General features: G+C 72.9%; 15 protein-coding genes. 7 read left to right on the top strand and 8 right to left on the bottom strand.

What is annotated here, in order from left to right:
- Positions 1-14 precede the first annotated feature (14 nt).
- On the bottom strand, positions 15-626 hold the full coding sequence (locus EXE57_RS00990; RefSeq protein WP_135073163.1) for a TetR/AcrR family transcriptional regulator: 612 nt from the start codon (positions 624-626) through the stop codon (positions 15-17).
- Positions 627-699: 73 nt separating this feature from the next.
- On the opposite strand from EXE57_RS00990, the gene EXE57_RS00995 reads away from it, so the two are divergent.
- From EXE57_RS00995 to EXE57_RS01015, 5 genes are all read left to right on the top strand, one after another.
- Positions 700-1,632, top strand: a complete 933-nt coding sequence (locus EXE57_RS00995; RefSeq protein WP_135073165.1) for a homocysteine S-methyltransferase family protein — start codon at positions 700-702, stop codon at positions 1,630-1,632.
- 91 nt (positions 1,633-1,723) lie between these two features.
- The gene (locus EXE57_RS01000; RefSeq protein ID WP_135073167.1) at positions 1,724-2,644 is read left to right on the top strand and encodes a PAC2 family protein; all 921 of its coding nucleotides are present in this window, start codon (positions 1,724-1,726) and stop codon (positions 2,642-2,644) included.
- Between the two features lie 11 nt (positions 2,645-2,655).
- A complete protein-coding gene (locus EXE57_RS01005) occupies positions 2,656-3,519 on the top strand; it encodes an acyl-CoA thioesterase (protein ID WP_135073169.1) in 864 nt (287 codons plus the stop codon).
- Between the two features lie 102 nt (positions 3,520-3,621).
- On the top strand, positions 3,622-4,935 hold the full coding sequence (locus EXE57_RS01010; protein WP_135073171.1) for a M23 family metallopeptidase: 1,314 nt from the start codon (positions 3,622-3,624) through the stop codon (positions 4,933-4,935).
- Between the two features lie 70 nt (positions 4,936-5,005).
- Complete coding sequence (locus EXE57_RS01015) at positions 5,006-5,998, top strand: NAD-dependent epimerase/dehydratase family protein (RefSeq protein ID WP_135073173.1); 993 nt, start codon at positions 5,006-5,008, stop codon at positions 5,996-5,998.
- Between the two features lie 76 nt (positions 5,999-6,074).
- Here EXE57_RS01015 and EXE57_RS01020 read toward each other — a convergent pair whose 3' ends face one another.
- The 3 genes from EXE57_RS01020 to EXE57_RS01030 all read right to left on the bottom strand — a co-directional run bounded on the left by EXE57_RS01020 (position 6,075) and on the right by EXE57_RS01030 (position 10,189).
- Positions 6,075-7,943: a Xaa-Pro dipeptidyl-peptidase gene (locus EXE57_RS01020; RefSeq protein ID WP_135073175.1), complete on the bottom strand. Its 1,869-nt coding sequence runs from the start codon at positions 7,941-7,943 to the stop codon at positions 6,075-6,077.
- A gap of 72 nt (positions 7,944-8,015) precedes the next feature.
- On the bottom strand, positions 8,016-8,858 hold the full coding sequence (locus tag EXE57_RS01025) for a MaoC/PaaZ C-terminal domain-containing protein (protein ID WP_135073177.1): 843 nt from the start codon (positions 8,856-8,858) through the stop codon (positions 8,016-8,018).
- The gene (locus tag EXE57_RS01030) at positions 8,858-10,189 is read right to left on the bottom strand and encodes a 3-oxoacyl-ACP reductase (RefSeq protein WP_135073179.1); all 1,332 of its coding nucleotides are present in this window, start codon (positions 10,187-10,189) and stop codon (positions 8,858-8,860) included. The genes EXE57_RS01025 and EXE57_RS01030 overlap by 1 nt, the downstream gene beginning before the upstream one ends.
- 115 nt (positions 10,190-10,304) lie before the next feature.
- Here EXE57_RS01030 and EXE57_RS01035 point away from each other — a divergent pair, with 115 nt between their 5' ends.
- Positions 10,305-11,585, top strand: coding sequence for an acetyl-CoA C-acetyltransferase (locus tag EXE57_RS01035; protein WP_135073181.1), 1,281 nt, complete (start codon positions 10,305-10,307; stop codon positions 11,583-11,585).
- A 115-nt stretch (positions 11,586-11,700) separates the two neighbouring features.
- Here the strand turns inward: EXE57_RS01035 and EXE57_RS01040 are convergent, their stop codons facing one another.
- From EXE57_RS01040 to EXE57_RS01055, 4 genes are read right to left on the bottom strand one after another with little or no spacing between them, the layout of a single operon-like run.
- Positions 11,701-12,384, bottom strand: a complete 684-nt coding sequence (locus tag EXE57_RS01040; RefSeq protein WP_135073183.1) for a TetR/AcrR family transcriptional regulator — start codon at positions 12,382-12,384, stop codon at positions 11,701-11,703.
- Positions 12,385-12,433: 49 nt separating this feature from the next.
- Positions 12,434-12,661, bottom strand: a complete 228-nt coding sequence (locus EXE57_RS01045; RefSeq protein ID WP_135073185.1) for a hypothetical protein — start codon at positions 12,659-12,661, stop codon at positions 12,434-12,436.
- A gap of 19 nt (positions 12,662-12,680) precedes the next feature.
- Positions 12,681-14,204: an ATP-dependent DNA ligase gene (locus EXE57_RS01050; RefSeq protein WP_135073187.1), complete on the bottom strand. Its 1,524-nt coding sequence runs from the start codon at positions 14,202-14,204 to the stop codon at positions 12,681-12,683.
- A gap of 33 nt (positions 14,205-14,237) precedes the next feature.
- Positions 14,238-15,089: a tryptophan 2,3-dioxygenase gene (locus EXE57_RS01055; RefSeq protein WP_244246935.1), complete on the bottom strand. Its 852-nt coding sequence runs from the start codon at positions 15,087-15,089 to the stop codon at positions 14,238-14,240.
- A 95-nt stretch (positions 15,090-15,184) separates the two neighbouring features.
- Between EXE57_RS01055 and EXE57_RS01060 the strand changes: the two genes are divergently transcribed.
- Entirely contained in the window at positions 15,185-16,129 is a 945-nt protein-coding gene (locus tag EXE57_RS01060; protein WP_135073191.1) for a DNA-3-methyladenine glycosylase family protein, read from the top strand.
- The last annotated feature ends 18 nt before the right edge of the window (positions 16,130-16,147 follow it).

The following is a 16,147-nucleotide window of genomic DNA, read 5'->3' on the forward strand; positions in this document are numbered from 1 at the left end:
GCGCCGGGCTGCGGTCAGGTCGTGGGACCCAGCAGCGACTGGAGCAGCCGCCGGAAGGTCGCCAGCTGGGTCCGCATGTGGCGCGAGTCCCCGGTCGAGCGGCACAGCAGGTAGGCACCCTCGAACGTCACGAACAGGTGGTCGGCCAGCGCGTCCGCGTCGACGTCGTGGGCTCCCGTGGCGGCGAGCGCCTCCTTGAGGACCTCGGCGATCCGCACCCGCCAGGTCTCGACCGCCCGCACGATCTCGTCGCTGGTGCCGTCGTCGACCAGCTGCCGCTCGGTCAGCACCGCGACGTAGAGGCAGTTGGACTGCGCCGCCATGATCTCGTCGCCCAGGTCCTCGAAGTGGCGGACGATCGCCACCGCCCGCTCGGCGGGGTCGGTGAGGTGGGCGGTCGCCTCGAGGGAGCCCTCGAGCTGGGCGAGGTCGCCCTCGACGTACCGGTCGACGAGCGCGCGAGCGAGCTGCTGCTTGGAGGAGAAGTGGTGGAAGAAGGCGCCCTTGGAGCTCCCTGACCGGCTGAGGACCTGGTCGACCGAGGTGGCGGCGTACCCGTTCTCGATCACGAGGTGCTCGGCGGCGTCGAGGATCCGGGTGCGGGTGGCGGTTCCGTCGCGGGGCATGTAACCCGTTGTACCAGACCAAATAGTCTGGTACAAACAGACCGATCAGTCTGTTCTGTCAGGAGAATGCACCATGCCCGAGACCACCACCAGTGCCAGCACCACCGCGAGCCCGCTGCTCGCGCAGGGGCCGTTCGTCACCGACGGCGGCCTGGAGACCGACCTGCTCTTCCACCACGGCTTCGAGCTGCCCGAGTTCGCCTCGTTCCCGCTGCTCGAGGACGCCGCCGGCCGGAACGCCCTCGACGCCTACTACGACCAGTACGCCGAGATCGCCGCGGCGGCCGGCCAGGGGCTGATGCTCGAGACCCCCACCTGGCGGGCGAACCCCGACTGGGCGGACCGGATCGGCTACGACGCCGTCGCGCTCGACCGTGCCAACCGCTCGGCCGTGGCGCTCGTGCGCCGCGCCCAGGAGCGGTCGGGACTGGAGCGGACCCTCGTGGTGGGCGACCACGGTCCGCGGGGCGACGGCTACGTCGCCGGTCAGCGCGTGGACGCCGACGAGATGGCCGACTACCACGCCGTCCAGGCCCGGTCGTTCGCCGCGGAGGGGGTCGACCTGATCCACGCCATGACGATGACCACCCCGGAGGAGGGGATCGGGGTCGTCCGCGCCGCCCGCTCGGTCGGGGTGCCGGTCGCGGTGTCCTTCACCGTCGAGACCGACGGCCGGCTGCCCGACGGGACCCCGCTTCGCGACGCCGTGGTCCGGCTGGACGCAGAGGCGGCCCCCGACTGGTTCGGCGTCAACTGCGCCCACCCGACCCACCTCGCGCCGGCCCTCGACGGCGGCGCCTGGCAGCAGCGGATCGCCAGTGTGCGGCCCAACGCCTCGACCATGACCCACGAGGAGCTCGACGCGATGGAGGAGCTCGACGAGGGCGACCTCGACCTGCTCACCTCGTCCCTCGACGGGCTGCGGGGCTCGCTGCCCGCCCTGGCGGTCGTGGGCGGCTGCTGCGGCACCGACGCCCGGCACGTCGCAGCCCTCTGGGGAGTCTGACCGAGCGGTGAGCCGGGTCACTCGCCGCGGGGCGAGGGGGCCCGGCCCCGCGGTCGGGTCGTAGGATCGCGGCTGTGCCGGAGGAACTGTCGTGACCGAACCGACCCTGGTCCACATCGTCGACGACGTGCCCGAGCTCGAGGGGCTCGACCGGCTCCCGATGGTGCTCGTGCTCGACGGGTTCCTCGACGCCGGCAACGCGGCTGCCCGCGCGGCGCAGCACCTCGTCGACCTCGGCGAGAGCCGGGTGGTGGCGACCTTCGACGTGGACCAGCTCCACGACTACCGCGCCCGTCGGCCACCGATGTCGTTCGTGCGCGACCACTACGCCAACTACGACCCGCCCCGGCTGGTCGTCCGGCTGGTCCGGGACACCGGCGGGACGGCGTACCTCCTGCTCCACGGGCCCGAGCCCGACATCCGCTGGGAGGCCTTCGCGCGCGCCGTCCGCACCGTGGTGCAGCGCTTCGGCGTCACCACCGTGGTGTCGATGGGCTCGGTGCCGATGGCGGTGCCCCACACCCGCCCGATCGCGATCACCCACCACGCCAACAACGCCGAGCTGCTGACCGGGGAGAGCCCGTGGCGCGGCGAGCTGCGGATCCCCTCCAGCGCCCAGGCGCTGCTGGAGCTGCGGCTGGGGGAGTGGGGCCACGACGCCATGGGCTTCGTCGCGCACATCCCCCACTACCTCGCGCAGCTCGACTACCCCGCGGCGTCGATCTCGCTCCTCGAGCACCTCGAGATCGCCGCCCGGCTGACCGTGGACCTCTCGGGCCTGCGGGCCGAGGCGGAGGACCGCGAGGCCGAGATCACCCGCTACCTCTCGGCCAACGAGGACGTCGCCGACGTGGTCGCCGCCCTCGAGCGGCAGTACGACGCCTTCGAGCGTGCCGAGGACGGCGGGAACAGCCTGCTCGCGACCGACCAGCCGTTGCCGACCGGTGACGAGCTCGGTGCCGAGTTCGAGCAGTTCCTCGCCGGGCTCGACGGCCCCGACGAGGAAGACTGAGGGAGAGCGCCATGCCTGCGTCCACCGAGGAGCTCGTCGAGCTGCTCTCGCTCGAGGAGATCGACCGCAACCTCTTCCGCGGCAGGCAGCCCGACACCCACCTGCAGCGCGTGTTCGGTGGTCAGGTCGCTGCCCAGGCGTTGATCGCGGCGTGCCGGACCGTCGACCCGAAGTACCACGCCCACTCCCTGCACTCCTACTTCCTGCTGCCCGGCGACACCGCCGTGCCGATCGTCTACGACGTCGAGCAGCTGCGTGACGGGCGCTCCTTCGCCACCCGGCGGGTGGTGGCACGCCAGCACGGGCGGGCGATCTTCTTCCTCACGGCGAGCTTCCAGGTCGAGGAGGGCGGCTTCGAGCACCAGGACGCGATGCCCGAGACCGTGCCACCGGAGCATGGGGTCCCGCTGACCGACCTGGTCCGGGCGCGCGGCGAGGCGGAGGGCGACGCCTTCGCCCGGGAGTGGGCGGCGCTCGACGTCCGCTACGTCGGCATCCCCGGGAAGGGCCTGCCCGAGGACCCGGACCACCCGGCGCGGGCGCGGCTGTGGATCCGGGTCAACGGGGAGCTCTCCGACGACCCGCTGGAGCACCTCGCGGCGTTCACGTACGCGAGCGACCTGACCCTGCTCGGCGCGGCCCTCGTCCCGCACGGGGTGACGATCGGGACGCCCGGGCTGCAGCCGGCGTCCCTGGACCACGCGATGTGGTTCCACCAGGCCTTCCGGGCCGACGAGTGGTGGCTCTACGACCAGTACGCCCCGGCGGCGCAGGGCGCCCGGGGGCTGGCCATGGCGCGGGTCTTCACCCAGGACGGCCGGCTGGTCGCATCGGTGGCGCAGGAGGGCCTGATCCGGATGCACGCCACCGACTGACCCTGCCGTCGGCAACTACACGATTGTAGTTCCGGGACAGGCACCCACTGGCGGCCCTACGGTGGATCAGCCCTGTGACTCCTGAGCCCTGGTGAGGTTTCTGTGACTACTGCTCGTCGGCTGTGTGCGCGCCGTTCCCTCATCGGGCTGCTGGTGACCGGCCTGGTCACCGCGCCGACCGTCGCGGCCACCGCGAGCGACCCGACGCCGCTCGGCAGCGGGCCGGGGCTCGCGCCCGACCGCGCCTCCGAGCCGTTGACGGGGACGAGCGCGGCGGCACGGGCGTCCGCGGCCCCCGAGAGCCGGTTCCAGATGCCGTTCCCGTGCGGGCAGCAGTGGACCGGGAGCACCCGTGACAGCCACAGCCCGAGCCGGTACTCCGTCGACTGGAACCGCGCCGACGACGTGGACGACCCGGTCGTCGCCAGTGCCCCCGGCGTGGTCGTGCGGGCCGAGCGGCTGACGACGTCGTACGGCCACTGGGTCCGGATCGAGCACCCGAGCGGTGAGACGACGGTCTACGCCCACATGAACGACCTCACGGTGGCGCTCGGGCAGAGCGTCGACCAGGGCACGCAGATCGGCACCGTCGGCAACACGGGCAACTCCTTCGGCGCCCACCTGCACTTCGAGGAGCGCACCGCGGCGGGCAGCGTCCGCTGGCCGTGGTTCGACGGGAGCTCGTTCACGTTCGGTTCGACGCTCGCCTCCCGCAACTGCGTGGACGTGCCGCTGGCCGGAGACTTCCTGCGCGACGACAGGGCCGAGCTGGGCGTGTTCCGGCGCGGCACCCCGGCGCAGTTCCGGATCCGGCGGCCCGGCCGGAGGCCCCAGGTCATCGCGCTCGGTGCCGCCACCGACCAACCGGTCGTGGGCGACTGGGACGGCGACGGCCGCAGCGACGTCGGCGTCCGTACCCCGGCCACCCGCACCTTCACGCTCCGTACGGCCGCGGGCACCAGCCGGGTGGTGCTGGGCTACCAGCACGACCTCCCGATCGCCGGGGACTGGGACGGTGACGGGATCGACGACGTCGGCGTCCGCCGCGCGAGGTCGAACCGGTTCGTGATGCGCATGGCCGACGGCACGACGACGGGCGTCCAGCTCGGTGACGTCGACGACCTGCCGGTGACCGGCGACTGGGACGGTGACGGCGTCACCGACCTGGGCGTCTACGACCAGGCGTCTGCGACCTTCACGCTGCGGATCACCGACGAGGACGGCCTGGTGTGGACGGCGTCGGTCCCCTTCGGCCAGCCCGGTGACCTGCCGGTGACCGGCGACTGGGACGCCAACCTCAAGACCGACGTGGGCGTCTGGACCCCCACGACCGGTGTCTTCGCCCAGCGCCGTGCCACCGCACCGACCGCGGCCCGGTCGACCACGTCCACGATCGTCTTCGGCAACCCGCGCTGACCCGGAGCGCGGTTGCGCTCTCGGTGAACGCGGCTTCCGTACGCCGGCCGCAGCCAGCAGCATCTGCCGCATGAGACTCCTCGTCCTCGGCGGCACCCACCACGTCGGGCGCGCCGTCGTCGAGACCGCGCTCGACCGCGGTCACGACGTCGTCACCCTCAACCGCGGCGTCAGCGGCGTGACCTCGCCCGACGTCGACGCGCGTCACGCCGACCGGCTCGACCCGGAGGCGATGGCGAGCGCCCTGGGAGACGACTCCTTCGACGCCGTCGTCGACACCTGGTCGTCGGGGCCGGTGGCCGTCCGTGACGCTGCCCGGCTGCTCTCGGGGCGGGCGGGCCACTACACGTACGTCTCCTCGCGCTCGGTCTACACCTGGCCGCCGGCGATGGGCACCGACGAGTCCGCACCCGTCGTCGAGGCCGATCCCTCCTCCACCGACGCCGTCGACTACGCGGCGGCCAAGCGGGGCGGCGAGCTCGCGACCGAGGAGTTCGACGGGCCGGTCGCGCTGCTGCGTGCCGGCCTGATCCTGGGGCCGTACGAGATCGTCGGCCGGTTGCCGTTCTGGCTGACCCGGATCAGGCGGGGAGGCCGGGTGCCGGCCCCCGGGCCCCGCGAGCGCCCGCTGCAGCTGATCGACGCCCGCGACCTGGCGGCGTGGGTCGTCGACCACCGGCCGGTCGGGACCTTCAACACCGTCAGCCGTTCCGGCCACGCCACGATCGGGGACGTGCTCGAGGCCTGCGTCGACGCCACGGGCGCGGACGCCGACCTGGTGTGGCTCGCCCCGGAGGTGGTCGAGGCCTCCGGCGTGCAGCCGTGGACCGAGCTGCCGATCTGGGTGCCGCCGACGGGGGAGTACGCCGCCCTCCACGACTGCGACGTGTCGGCGGCCGAGGCGGCGGGACTGCGCTGCCGGCCGGTCACCGAGACGGTCACCGACACCTGGGCGTGGCTCCAGCGCGAGGGTCTCCCGGCGCAGCCAGCCGACCGCCCAGCCACCGGCATGGACGCCGCCGCCGAGCAGCGCCTGTGGGAAGCGGCCTCTGGTCTCGGGTAACGGCGGATCGGATGCCCTCGCTGTGGCCCGTGTGGAGCGCCGCGGATCCGCCGTTACCCAAGCAGAGCGGGCCGGGTCAGCGGCGAAGGGTGCGGGCGCCGCCGACGACCGGGAGGGTCAGCGAGCTGCGCCCGGGACTCACGGTGAGCTCGGTGCCCGGGTCGGGGCGCACGGTGAACTGCTGGTCGGTCGACACCACGACCAGACCGATCCGGTGACCCGCCGGGAAGACGTGGTCGTCGGGCTCGAGCTCCCAGCGGAACGTGTACTCCCGTCCCTGCTGGATCGGCGTGCTGCGGTCCACGCTCCTGCGGTTCTGCACGTCGGTCCAGCCCCGCGTCACCATCACGGGCGGTGCGGTGCTGCCGACCGGGCCGTAGTCGACGACGACGGCGGTCAGGTTGGCGGCGTATCGGTTGTCGACCGACGCGCGCAGCGACACCTCCGGCGTGCCGGACAGGTGCGCCGCCCGTCGGAGCGGGGGCGAGAGGTAGGCGAGCCGGTGGGGGTTCGCGGTGTCGGGACCCTGGATCAGGCTCGCGTCGGTGTTGAGCGCACGACCGTTGTCGGTGAAGGACTGCCTCGGGCGGGGGCCGGAGGACTGCGGTCGCAGGTCGAGGGTCCCGGGCTCGGCGGCCTGCGTGGCGCCGAGGTGGAGGGTGGCCGGGCGCGAACCGGGGGCCGGCCAGTCGGCGTACTGCTCGTAGGTGCCGTCGGGGCGCTGGACGTCGGCGCGGGGCTCGTCCATGACGCCGTTGGGGACGCCGAAGAGCCAGTGGGCCATCCACCGGTTGAGCGTGTCCTGGTAGCCCGAGGTGCTGCCCGGTCCGCCGTGACCGCCGTTGTGCAACCAGATCTTGCGCGGCACGCGGGCGTCGCCGAGCTCCTCCCACCAGCTGGCGAAGGCGCGGGGCATCACGTTGTAGTCCCCGAGGCCGTGCACGACGAAGACGCTGGCCTGCACGTCGTCGGCCTTCGGGAGGTAGTCACGGGCGGCCCAGTAGGCGTTGTAGTCGCCGGTGACCCGGTCCTGGCGCGCGAGCATCTCCTCCACGACGTGGCGGCACTTCTCGACGCGGGTGGGGCCGTTGACGTAGTCGGCGAGCACGTCGAGGTCCTCGCCGAGGTAGGCGTTCGTGCCCACACCCGAGCGTGCGGAGTGCGGAGCCCTGACCAGCCCGTTGGCCCGGTAGTAGTCGTACCAGCTGGCGATGGCCGAGACCGGCACGATGGTGCGCAGGCCCTCGACCCCCGTGGTCGCGACCTGGTTCGGCAGGGTGCCGTTGTAGGACACGCCCGTCATCCCCACGTCGCCGGTGGTCCAGTCGGCCTCCACCGGGTTGCCGGCCTCGTCGTACGCCGCGGCGCGGCCGTTGAGCCAGTCGATGACCGCCCGGGTGCCGAGCGTCTCCTTCATGTCGCCGACCGTCGCGCAGCCGTCGGAGAAGCCGGTCCCGATGCTCTCGCCGAGCACGACGGCGTACCCGCGGGGCACCCAGTAGTTGTCCAGGCTCCCGGGCAGGTCCGGCTTGCTGACCGGGGTGGCGGAGAACGGCGAGACGGAGCTGCGCGGCTGGATCCCCTCCTGGGGCATCCGGGCGAAGTCGACGCCGTGGTTGACGCCGCCCCCGGTGTTGGAGCGGTAGGGGCTGTGCTCGAAGATCACCGGCACCTCGATGCCCTCGGTCTCGGTCTCCGCCGGCCGCGACAACCGGATCCGCACCCGGTCGTTCCGGCCGTCGAGGTCGGAGTCGACGGTGGTCTGCACCCACAGCGTCTCCTCCACCGCCTCGGCGAGGTCGAACTGCGGCTGGGTCATCCCGTCCTCGACCTGCAGCCAGGGGGGTGGCGCCGGGCGGTCAGAGCGCCGGGGCGCCGCCTCCGCCGGGGTCAGGGCGACCAGCGCCAGGGCGGATGTGAGCACGAGCGCGACGAACCGACGCATGAGCGGCCTCCCGAGAGTGTGAGCCAGTGGTCGACACCCTAGGGTCGGAGACAGCGTCTGAGAAGGCGCTCCTCAGGCTCGCGTGGCGCGGCCGACGAGGTGGGGAGCGCCGTCCTTCGGGCTGGTGAGGGCGAAGGCCTGGCCGCCCTCGACGGCCTCGTGGCCGAAGGCGACCGTGCCGGGCAGCAGGATCGGCTTCTTGAAGGCGGCCTCGACGGTGACCGCGTCCGGCAGCCGGTTGTCCAGGGCCGCGACGCACCGAGCCAGGCTCCACATGCCGTGGGCGATCTGGCGCGGGAAGCCCAGCGCCTTCGCCGTCAACGGGTAGAGGTGGATGGGGTTGCGGTCGCCCGACACCCCGGCGTAGCGGCGCCCGAGGTCGCCGGGGAGCCGCCACTCGACAGTGCCGGTCGGGGTCCGGTCGATGGACAGACCGGGAGCAGCGGACTCCTCGCCCCGGCCACGACGGAGGTAGGTCGACGTGGACTCCCACACCGGTGCGCCGTCCGCGCGCACGTCGGCCACGAAGTCGACGACCGTGCCCTTGGCGTGCGGCCGTGGGTGCGAGACCCGGACCGCGACGTCGACGACCTCGCCCGCGCGGAGCGGGCGGCGACTGGTGATGGCGTTCTCGAGGTGCACCGTCCCGATCGCGGGGTAGGGGAACCGCGGGTCAGTCATCGCCTCCATGTGCAGGGGGAAGGCGAGCAGGTGGGGGTAGGGGAGCGGCACGGTGTCGCGGGCCTCGAAGCCACAGACCCGGGCGTACGCCGCCACGTGCTCGCGCTCGATCCGGACCCCGCTGCGCGTGAACGACAGGGTGCTCGGGTCGGCCGAGGGGTCCTTGCGGACCCCGGGGAGCTGGTTGACGACCGGGATCGAGGGGAGTGCCGCGCGGAGGATCGTGGGGATCACTACGCCCCCAGCATCATCTGGCCGCAGACGCGCACCACGTTGCCGCTGACGGCGGTGGAGCCGGGGCTGGCGTACCACGCGATGGTCTCGGCGACGTCGACCGGCAGTCCGCCCTGCGACATCGCGTTGAGCCGCTGCCCGACCTCGCGGGTCGCGAACGGCACCGCGGCCGTCATCTGGGTGATGATGAAGCCCGGGGCGACCGCGTTGACCGTGATGCCGTTCGACAGCTCGTCCTCGAGGCTGTCGACCAGGCCGATCACGCCCGCCTTGGAGGCGGCGTAGTTGGTCTGGCCGACGTTGCCGGCGATGCCCGCGATCGAGGCGACGCCGATGATCCGGCCGTTGTCGTTGACGACGCCCTGGTCGAGCAGCTCGCGGCTGATCCGCTCGGGGGCGACGAGGTTGACGTTGAGGACGGCGTCCCAGCGGGCCGCGTCCATGTTGGCGAGCTTCTTGTCCTTGGTGATGCCGGCGTTGTGGACGACGACGTCGACCCCGCCGTGCTTCTCCTTCAGGTGGCGCGCGATCCGCTGCGGCGCGTCCTTGGCGGTGATGTCGAGCGTGAGGTGGTCGCCGTCGAGCTCGCCCATCAGGGCCTGGAGCTCGCTCGCCGCCTGGGGCACGTCGAGCCCGACGACGGTCGCTCCGTCGCGGTGGAGCACGCGCGCGATCTGCTCGCCGATGCCGCGGCTGGCGCCGGTCACGAGCGCGACCCTGCCGGCGAGCGGCTGCTGCCAGTCCGCGACCTCGGCCGCCTCGTGGCCGTGCGTCCCGATCCGGATCACCTGGCCCGAGACGTACGCCGACTTCGGCGACAGCAGGAAGCCGAGCGTGGACGAGACCGCCCCCTCGGCCTTCTCGGCGACGTAGACGAGCTGGACGGTGCCGCCGCGTCCGATCTCCTTGCCGAGCGAGCGGGTGAACCCCTCGAGTGCGCGCTGCGCGACCCGCTCGCTGCCGGTGACCTGCTCGGGCGGGGTCCCGAGCACGACCACCCGCGGGCAGGTCTGCAGGCTGCGCAGCAGCGGGGTGAAGAACTCGCGGAGCGCACCGAGCTGGCCGGCGTCGGTGAGGCCGGTGGCGTCGAAGACCAGGCCGGCGTACTTCTCGGCGGCGTCGGCGCTCGTGGTGGTCGCGATGCCGAGCAGGTCCATCACCCCGGGCAGCGACTCGACGAGCCGGCCGGTGCCGCCGACCACGACGGTGCCGTCGACCAGCGGGTCGCCCGCCTCGTAGCGCCGCAGCGGCGTCGGGCTGGGCAGGCCCAGGTTCTTCACCAGCAGCTGGCCGATCGGGGTCTGCACGAAGCCTTGGTAGCGATCACTCATGGTGGTGTTGTAACTCCCTGTGACACTCGGTGTCCACACGTTGTGGGATCGGACTCGCGTGACGTGGGACTCAGGCGGTTTCGTCGAAGGTTACTCGTGGGTCACAATGGCCGGCATGGAGACCTCGACTCGTCGCGTCGCCGTGCTCGGCGGCAACCGGATCCCGTTCGCCCGTTCCAACACCGCGTACGCGGATGCCTCCAACCAGGAGATGCTGACCGCGGCCGTCGACGGCCTCGTGACCCGTTTCGGGCTCGAGGGCGAGCGACTGGGCGAGGTCGTGGCCGGCGCCGTGCTCAAGCACGCCCGCGACTTCAACCTCACCCGCGAGGCGGTGCTGGGCTCGAGGCTGTCGGCCGAGACCCCGGCCACCGACATCCAGCAGGCGTGCGGCACCGGCCTGCAGGCGGCGATCCAGGTCGCCAACAAGATCGCGCTCGGCCAGATCGACGCCGGCATCGCCGGCGGCACGGACACCACCTCCGACGCGCCGGTGGCCATCAGCGACAAGCTCCGCAAGAAGCTGATGAAGGTCAACGCGGCGCGGGACACCGCCGGCCGGATCAAGGCACTGGGTGCCATCCGGCCGAACGACATCGGCCTGGAGGTCCCGCAGAACGGTGAGCCCCGCACCCGGATGTCGATGGGCGAGCACGCCGCGCTCACCGCGCTGGAGTGGCAGGTCGGTCGTGACGAGCAGGACGCGCTGGCGGCGACGTCGCACCAGCGGCTGGCCGCGGCGTACGACGCCGGCTTCCTCGACGACCAGCTCACGCCGTTCCGCGGCCTGGAGCGCGACAACAACCTGCGGCCGGAGTCGTCGGTGGAGAAGCTCGCCACCCTCAAGCCGGTCTTCGGCAAGGGCCAGGCCGCGACCATGACGGCCGGCAACTCCACGCCGCTGACCGACGGCGCCTCGGCGGTGCTGCTCGCCTCCGAGGAGTGGGCCGCCGAGCACGACCTGCCGGTGCTGGCCTGGTTCACGGCGTACGAGACGGCCGCGGTGGACTACGTCCACGGTGCCGAGGGGCTGCTGATGGCGCCGGCCTACGCCGTGCCGCGGATGCTCGCGCGCGAGGGCCTGACGCTGCAGGACTTCGACTTCTACGAGATCCACGAGGCGTTCGCCTCGCAGGTGCTCTCGACGCTCAAGGCGTGGGAGGACCCCATCTTCTGCAAGGAGCGGCTCGGCCTCGACGCGCCCCTGGGGTCGGTCGACCGCGCCAAGCTGAACGTCAACGGCTCCTCGCTCGCCGCGGGCCACCCGTTCGCCGCGACCGGCGGCCGGATCCTGGCGACCGCCGCGAAGCTGCTCGACCAGCAGGGCTCGGGCCGTGCGCTGATCTCGATCTGCGCCGCCGGTGGCCAGGGCGTCGTGGCGATCCTGGAGAAGTGAGGGCGGGAAGTGCATGGATCCCCTGCCCGCCGGGGATTCGAGCACTTCCCAGCCGTGGCATCCCGTGGGAGGCGCAGGAGCTGCCCGGCCGCCGTGACCACTGGGGCTCGTGTGGTCAGCGGGTGGCGAGGGCGAGCGCGCTGGCGACGAGGTGGTCGCGCACCTGCTCGGCGGACACCTGCCCGACCATCGGTACGCCGGGGGCGGACTCCTTGACCTGGATGCCGACCCGGGCGAGCTGCAGGGCGCCGAGGCCGCTGGCGTAGAGCATGTTGGCCAGCAGCACCGGATCGTCCACTCGGAAGTCGCCGGCGTCCACGCCCGCCTCGAGCGCCGACTCCAGGACGGCCAGGCAGGTGGAGATCGCGCGGCCGAGGCGCCACACCGCCGACTCCGACATCTCCTCGAGCAGCTCGGGGCCGGTGCGGCGCATCAGGGTCTGGGCGCAGTCGACGAACGCAGGGTGGGCGACGCCGTAGTCGACGAAGGCGCCGGTGATCCGGGTCAGCCGGTCGGCCGGCTCGCCGCCGGCGGCGTCCGCGTCGGCGAGCGCCTCCCGCAGCTCGTCGAGGTACTCGACGAGCGTCAGCGCGAAGAGCTCCTCCTTGCCCGTGAAGTGGCGGTAGACGATCGCCCGGTTGATGCCGACCGCGCTCGCGATCTGCTCGATCTGGGCGTCGCGGACGCCGGTCTCGTCGAAGAGCCGCCGGGTCGCCGCGATGATGTCGGCCTCCCGCTGGCGGCGCCGGGTGGCCGCGGCCGTACGCCGGCCGTCGCTCTCGGGTGCCTGCTGCGCCATGCCGTCAGGTTAGTGCAACACCGAGTTGCACACGTGTGACGAGAACCGGTCAGGCGTGGTCGCCTGGTGCCTCGTCGCGGGGAGTGGCCACCGTCAGCCGCGCCTCGAGCTCGCGGATCGAGGCCTGCAGCCGGAAGGCGGCGCAGCCGACCGTGGACACGATCGACAGGGCGAGCCAGTACGCCTCCGGCGACCTGATGAAGGCGTACCACCCGGCGAGGGCAAGGGCGCCGAGCACGTAGGAGATGCTCCGCAGGAGGTCGGTCCGGGGGTCCATGCGCAGACCCTAGGTCACCTCACGAGCCCCCGGCGAGCGTCCGGACCGTCTCGATGGTGTCGGCGTCGTCGGCCGTCTTGTCCTCGCGGTAGCGGACGACCCGCGCGAAGCGCAGCGCGAGCCCGCCGGGATAGCGGGTCGAGCGCTGCAGGCCGTCGAAGGCGATCTCGACCACCTGCTCCGGCCGGACCTCCACGACGTACGCCGAGCCGTCGGCCGGTGAGGTCGCCAGCTCGGTGAACCGCTCGGTCTGCCACGCGAGCACCTCGTCGGTCATGCCCTTGAAGGTCTTGCCCAGCATCACGAACCCGCCCGTCTCCGGGTCGCGCGCGCCGAGGTGGATGTTGGACAGCCAGCCCTGGCGGCGGCCCGAGCCCCACTCGACCGCGAGCACGACGAGGTCGAGCGTGTGGACCGGTTTCACCTTGACCCACGCTGCGCCACGCCGACCCGCGGCGTAGGGAGACCCCAGGCCCTTGACCACGACGCCCTCGTGGCCGGCGGCCAGCACCTCGGCGGCGAAAGCCTCGGCCTCGGCCGGGTCGGCGGTCACGATCCGCGGCACCCGCGAGGACTCGGGCACCAGCGCCTCCAGCGCCGCCGCGCGCTCCTCGCCCGGGGTGTCGAGGAGGTCGCGACCGTCGAGGTGGAGCAGGTCGAAGAAGTAGGCCGTCACCGCCACCCCGGCGTCCATGGAGGTGCGCGACGCCGTCTCCTGGAACGGGCGCGGCCGGCCGTCGTCGTCGAGCGCGATCGCCTCGCCGTCGAGCACGAAGCGATCGGCCGGCAGCGACCGGGCCAGCGCGACCACCTCCGGCAGCCGGTGGGTGATGTCGTCGAGGCTGCGGGTGGCGACCACGACCTCGTCGCCGTCACGGTGGACCTGGATCCGGATCCCGTCGAGCTTGGTGTCGACCGCGACCGGGGCGCCGTCGGGCGCGGCCTTGGCCAGCGCGGCGGCGACGTCGGGAGCGCTGGAGGCGAGCATCGGCAGCACCGGGCGGCCGACCTCCAGCCCGACCGCGGCGAGGGCCTCCTCGCCCTCGAAGGCAGCCTGCGCCACCGCGACGGTCGACCCCGACAGCATCGCCGCCCGTCGCACGGACGCCAGGCGTACGTCGGCCGCGGCCGCGAGCGCCTCCTGCACCAGCGCGTCGAGCGCGCCCTGGCGCACCTCGCCGGTCACCAGCCCTCGCAGCCACCGCTGCTCCTCGGTCGTCGCCCGGCCGAAGAGCTCGTCCCGGGCGGTGGCCCGCGCCTGCTGCGACCCGCTGCCCGCGAGCGCGGCCAGCTCGTCGAACGCCTGGTGCACCTCGGTGACCGTGAGCGACGGCTCGTCGGCGGGGTCGGGGAGCGACTGCAGCCCCCGCCAGCCGAGACCGGTGCGCCGTTGCCGCAGCGCACCGCCGAGGTAGGACACCACCAGTGGCAGCTCGTCGCGCTCGGCGCGGTCGAGCGCCTCGGCGAGCGCCACGACCTTCGCCTTGCGCGAACGGGTCGCCGCGACCGTCGAGGAGGTCGTGACCAGGTCGGCGATCAGCACGCTGGTCAGGCTAGCCGTGGCCGGGGACAGCGATCACCCGCCGATGCGGGTCCGCACCTCGTAGAGCTCGGGGAAGAAGGTCAGGTCCAGCGCCCGCCGCAGGAACGCGACACCGGAGGAGCCGCCGGTGCCGCTCTTGTGGCCGATCGTCCGCTGCACCACCTGCAGGTGTCGGAAGCGCCACTCCTGGAAGTTGTCCTCGAGGTCGACCAGCTCCTCGCACGTCTCGTAGACGCCCCAGTGCTCCTCGGGCGCGGCGTAGACGGTCGCGAACAGGTCGACCAGTCCGTCGTGCGCACGGTGCTTGACCGACCAGTCGCGCTCGACGAGGTCCGCGGGCACCGCGTAACCGGTGCGGGCGAGGTGGCGCAGGAACTCGTCGTAGAGGGAGGGCTCGCCCAGCAGCCGAGCGAGCACGTCACGGGCCGCCGGGTCGTGGGCGTGGACGGGCACCATGTCGGCGTCCTTGTTGCCGAGCAGGAACTCCACCTCGCGGTACTGCGCCGACTGGAAGCCCGAGGAGGTGGCGAGGAACGGCCGGATCTCGGCGTACTCGCTCGGGGTCATCGTCGCCAGCACCGACCACTGGTCGGTCAGCGTGTGCTGGATGTGCTTGACCCGGGCCAGCCGCTTCAGTGCCGGGGCCAGGTCGTCGGCCGCCAGCAGGGCCCGCGCCGAGCGCAGCTCGTGGACCATCAGCTTGAGCCACAGCTCGCTGGTCTGGTGCTGGACGATGAAGAGCAGCTCGTCGTGCTGCGGCGGGTCGCTCTGGGGCCGTTGCGCCGAGAGCAGCTGGTCGAGGCAGAGGTAGTCGCCGTAGGACATCTGCCTGCGGAAGTCGGTCTCGATGCCGGCCTCGAGGTCGCGGCGGGTGGAGTCGGGCACAGCCAGACCCTACGCCGGGACGACCGGGGTCGGTGCGCAGGAAACTTCACCCGAGGGACTCACCAGCGGCACCCCCGGTGGCCTACCCTCCGGGTGTGACCTCACCCTCGGACCCGTCGGCACCGCGCGCCAGCACGCGGCTGTGGCGGCCCGACTGGGCGGTGCCCGTCGGGGAGGTGCTCGGCCAGCAGCGCCACGGCGGCAGCGACCCGACCTACAAGGTCGACTTCCAGGGGCGCCACTGGCGCGGGCTCCGTACGCCGGAGGGCGAGGCGACCCTGATGATCGACGCCCGGCTGCGCGACGGCGAGGTGCACGCCGCGGCCTGGGGCGAGGGCGCCGAGTGGGCGCTCGCCTCGGTGCCGGGCCTGCTCGGTGCCGACGACGACCCGAGCGGCTTCGAGCCGACCCACCGGGTCCTCGCCGACGTCTGGCGCCACCACCGCGACTGGCGGATCGGGCGCACCGGCCTGGTGATGGAGGCGCTGGTGCCCGCGATCATCGAGCAGAAGGTCACCGGCCAGGAGGCGTTCGCGGGCTTCCGCAACCTCGTCCACCGGTGGGGCAACCGCGCTCCCGGGCCGGGCCACGACCTGGGCGTGTGGGTGCAGCCGGACGCCGACACCCTGCGCACCATCCCGTCGTGGGAGTGGCTCAAGCTCCACATCGACCCGGCCCGCTCCAAGGCGGTCGTGCTCGCGGCCCGGGTCGCCCACGCCATCGAGCGGACCGCGACCATGAGCCCGCAGGAGGCCGACAAGGCGCTCCGGTCGTTGCCCGGGATCGGGCGGTGGACCAGCGCCGAGGTGCGCCAACGGGCGATGGGTGACGCCGACGCGGTCTCGTTCGGCGACTACCACGTGGCCAAGGACATCGGCTGGGCGCTCACCGGCTCGGCCTTCGACGACGACGAGCTCGAGGCGTACCTCGAGCCCTACCGTCCGCACCGCGGCCGGGTGCAGGGCCTGGTCGCCCTCGCGGGGCTCCACCGGCCCCGGCTGGGTCCCCGGATGGCGCCGCGCACCCACCTCCCCGCCTGACACCGCGTGGGCGGAGGG

The organism is Nocardioides euryhalodurans (genome assembly GCF_004564375.1).
Taxonomy (GTDB): domain Bacteria; phylum Actinomycetota; class Actinomycetes; order Propionibacteriales; family Nocardioidaceae; genus Nocardioides; species Nocardioides euryhalodurans.

Bases quoted from the DNA above. Each gene is read 5' to 3' on its own strand.
- EXE57_RS00990 (WP_135073163.1), bottom strand. From the start codon at position 626: ATGCCCCGCGACGGAACCGCCACCCGCACCCGGATCCTCGACGCCGCC.
- EXE57_RS00995 (WP_135073165.1), top strand. From the start codon at position 700: ATGCCCGAGACCACCACCAGTGCCAGCACCACCGCGAGCCCGCTGCTC.
- EXE57_RS01005 (WP_135073169.1), top strand. From the start codon at position 2,656: ATGCCTGCGTCCACCGAGGAGCTCGTCGAGCTGCTCTCGCTCGAGGAG.
- EXE57_RS01015 (WP_135073173.1), top strand. From the start codon at position 5,006: ATGAGACTCCTCGTCCTCGGCGGCACCCACCACGTCGGGCGCGCCGTC.
- EXE57_RS01020 (WP_135073175.1), bottom strand. From the start codon at position 7,943: ATGCGTCGGTTCGTCGCGCTCGTGCTCACATCCGCCCTGGCGCTGGTC.
- EXE57_RS01030 (WP_135073179.1), bottom strand. From the start codon at position 10,189: ATGAGTGATCGCTACCAAGGCTTCGTGCAGACCCCGATCGGCCAGCTG.
- EXE57_RS01035 (WP_135073181.1), top strand. From the start codon at position 10,305: ATGGAGACCTCGACTCGTCGCGTCGCCGTGCTCGGCGGCAACCGGATC.
- EXE57_RS01040 (WP_135073183.1), bottom strand. From the start codon at position 12,384: ATGGCGCAGCAGGCACCCGAGAGCGACGGCCGGCGTACGGCCGCGGCC.
- EXE57_RS01045 (WP_135073185.1), bottom strand. From the start codon at position 12,661: ATGGACCCCCGGACCGACCTCCTGCGGAGCATCTCCTACGTGCTCGGC.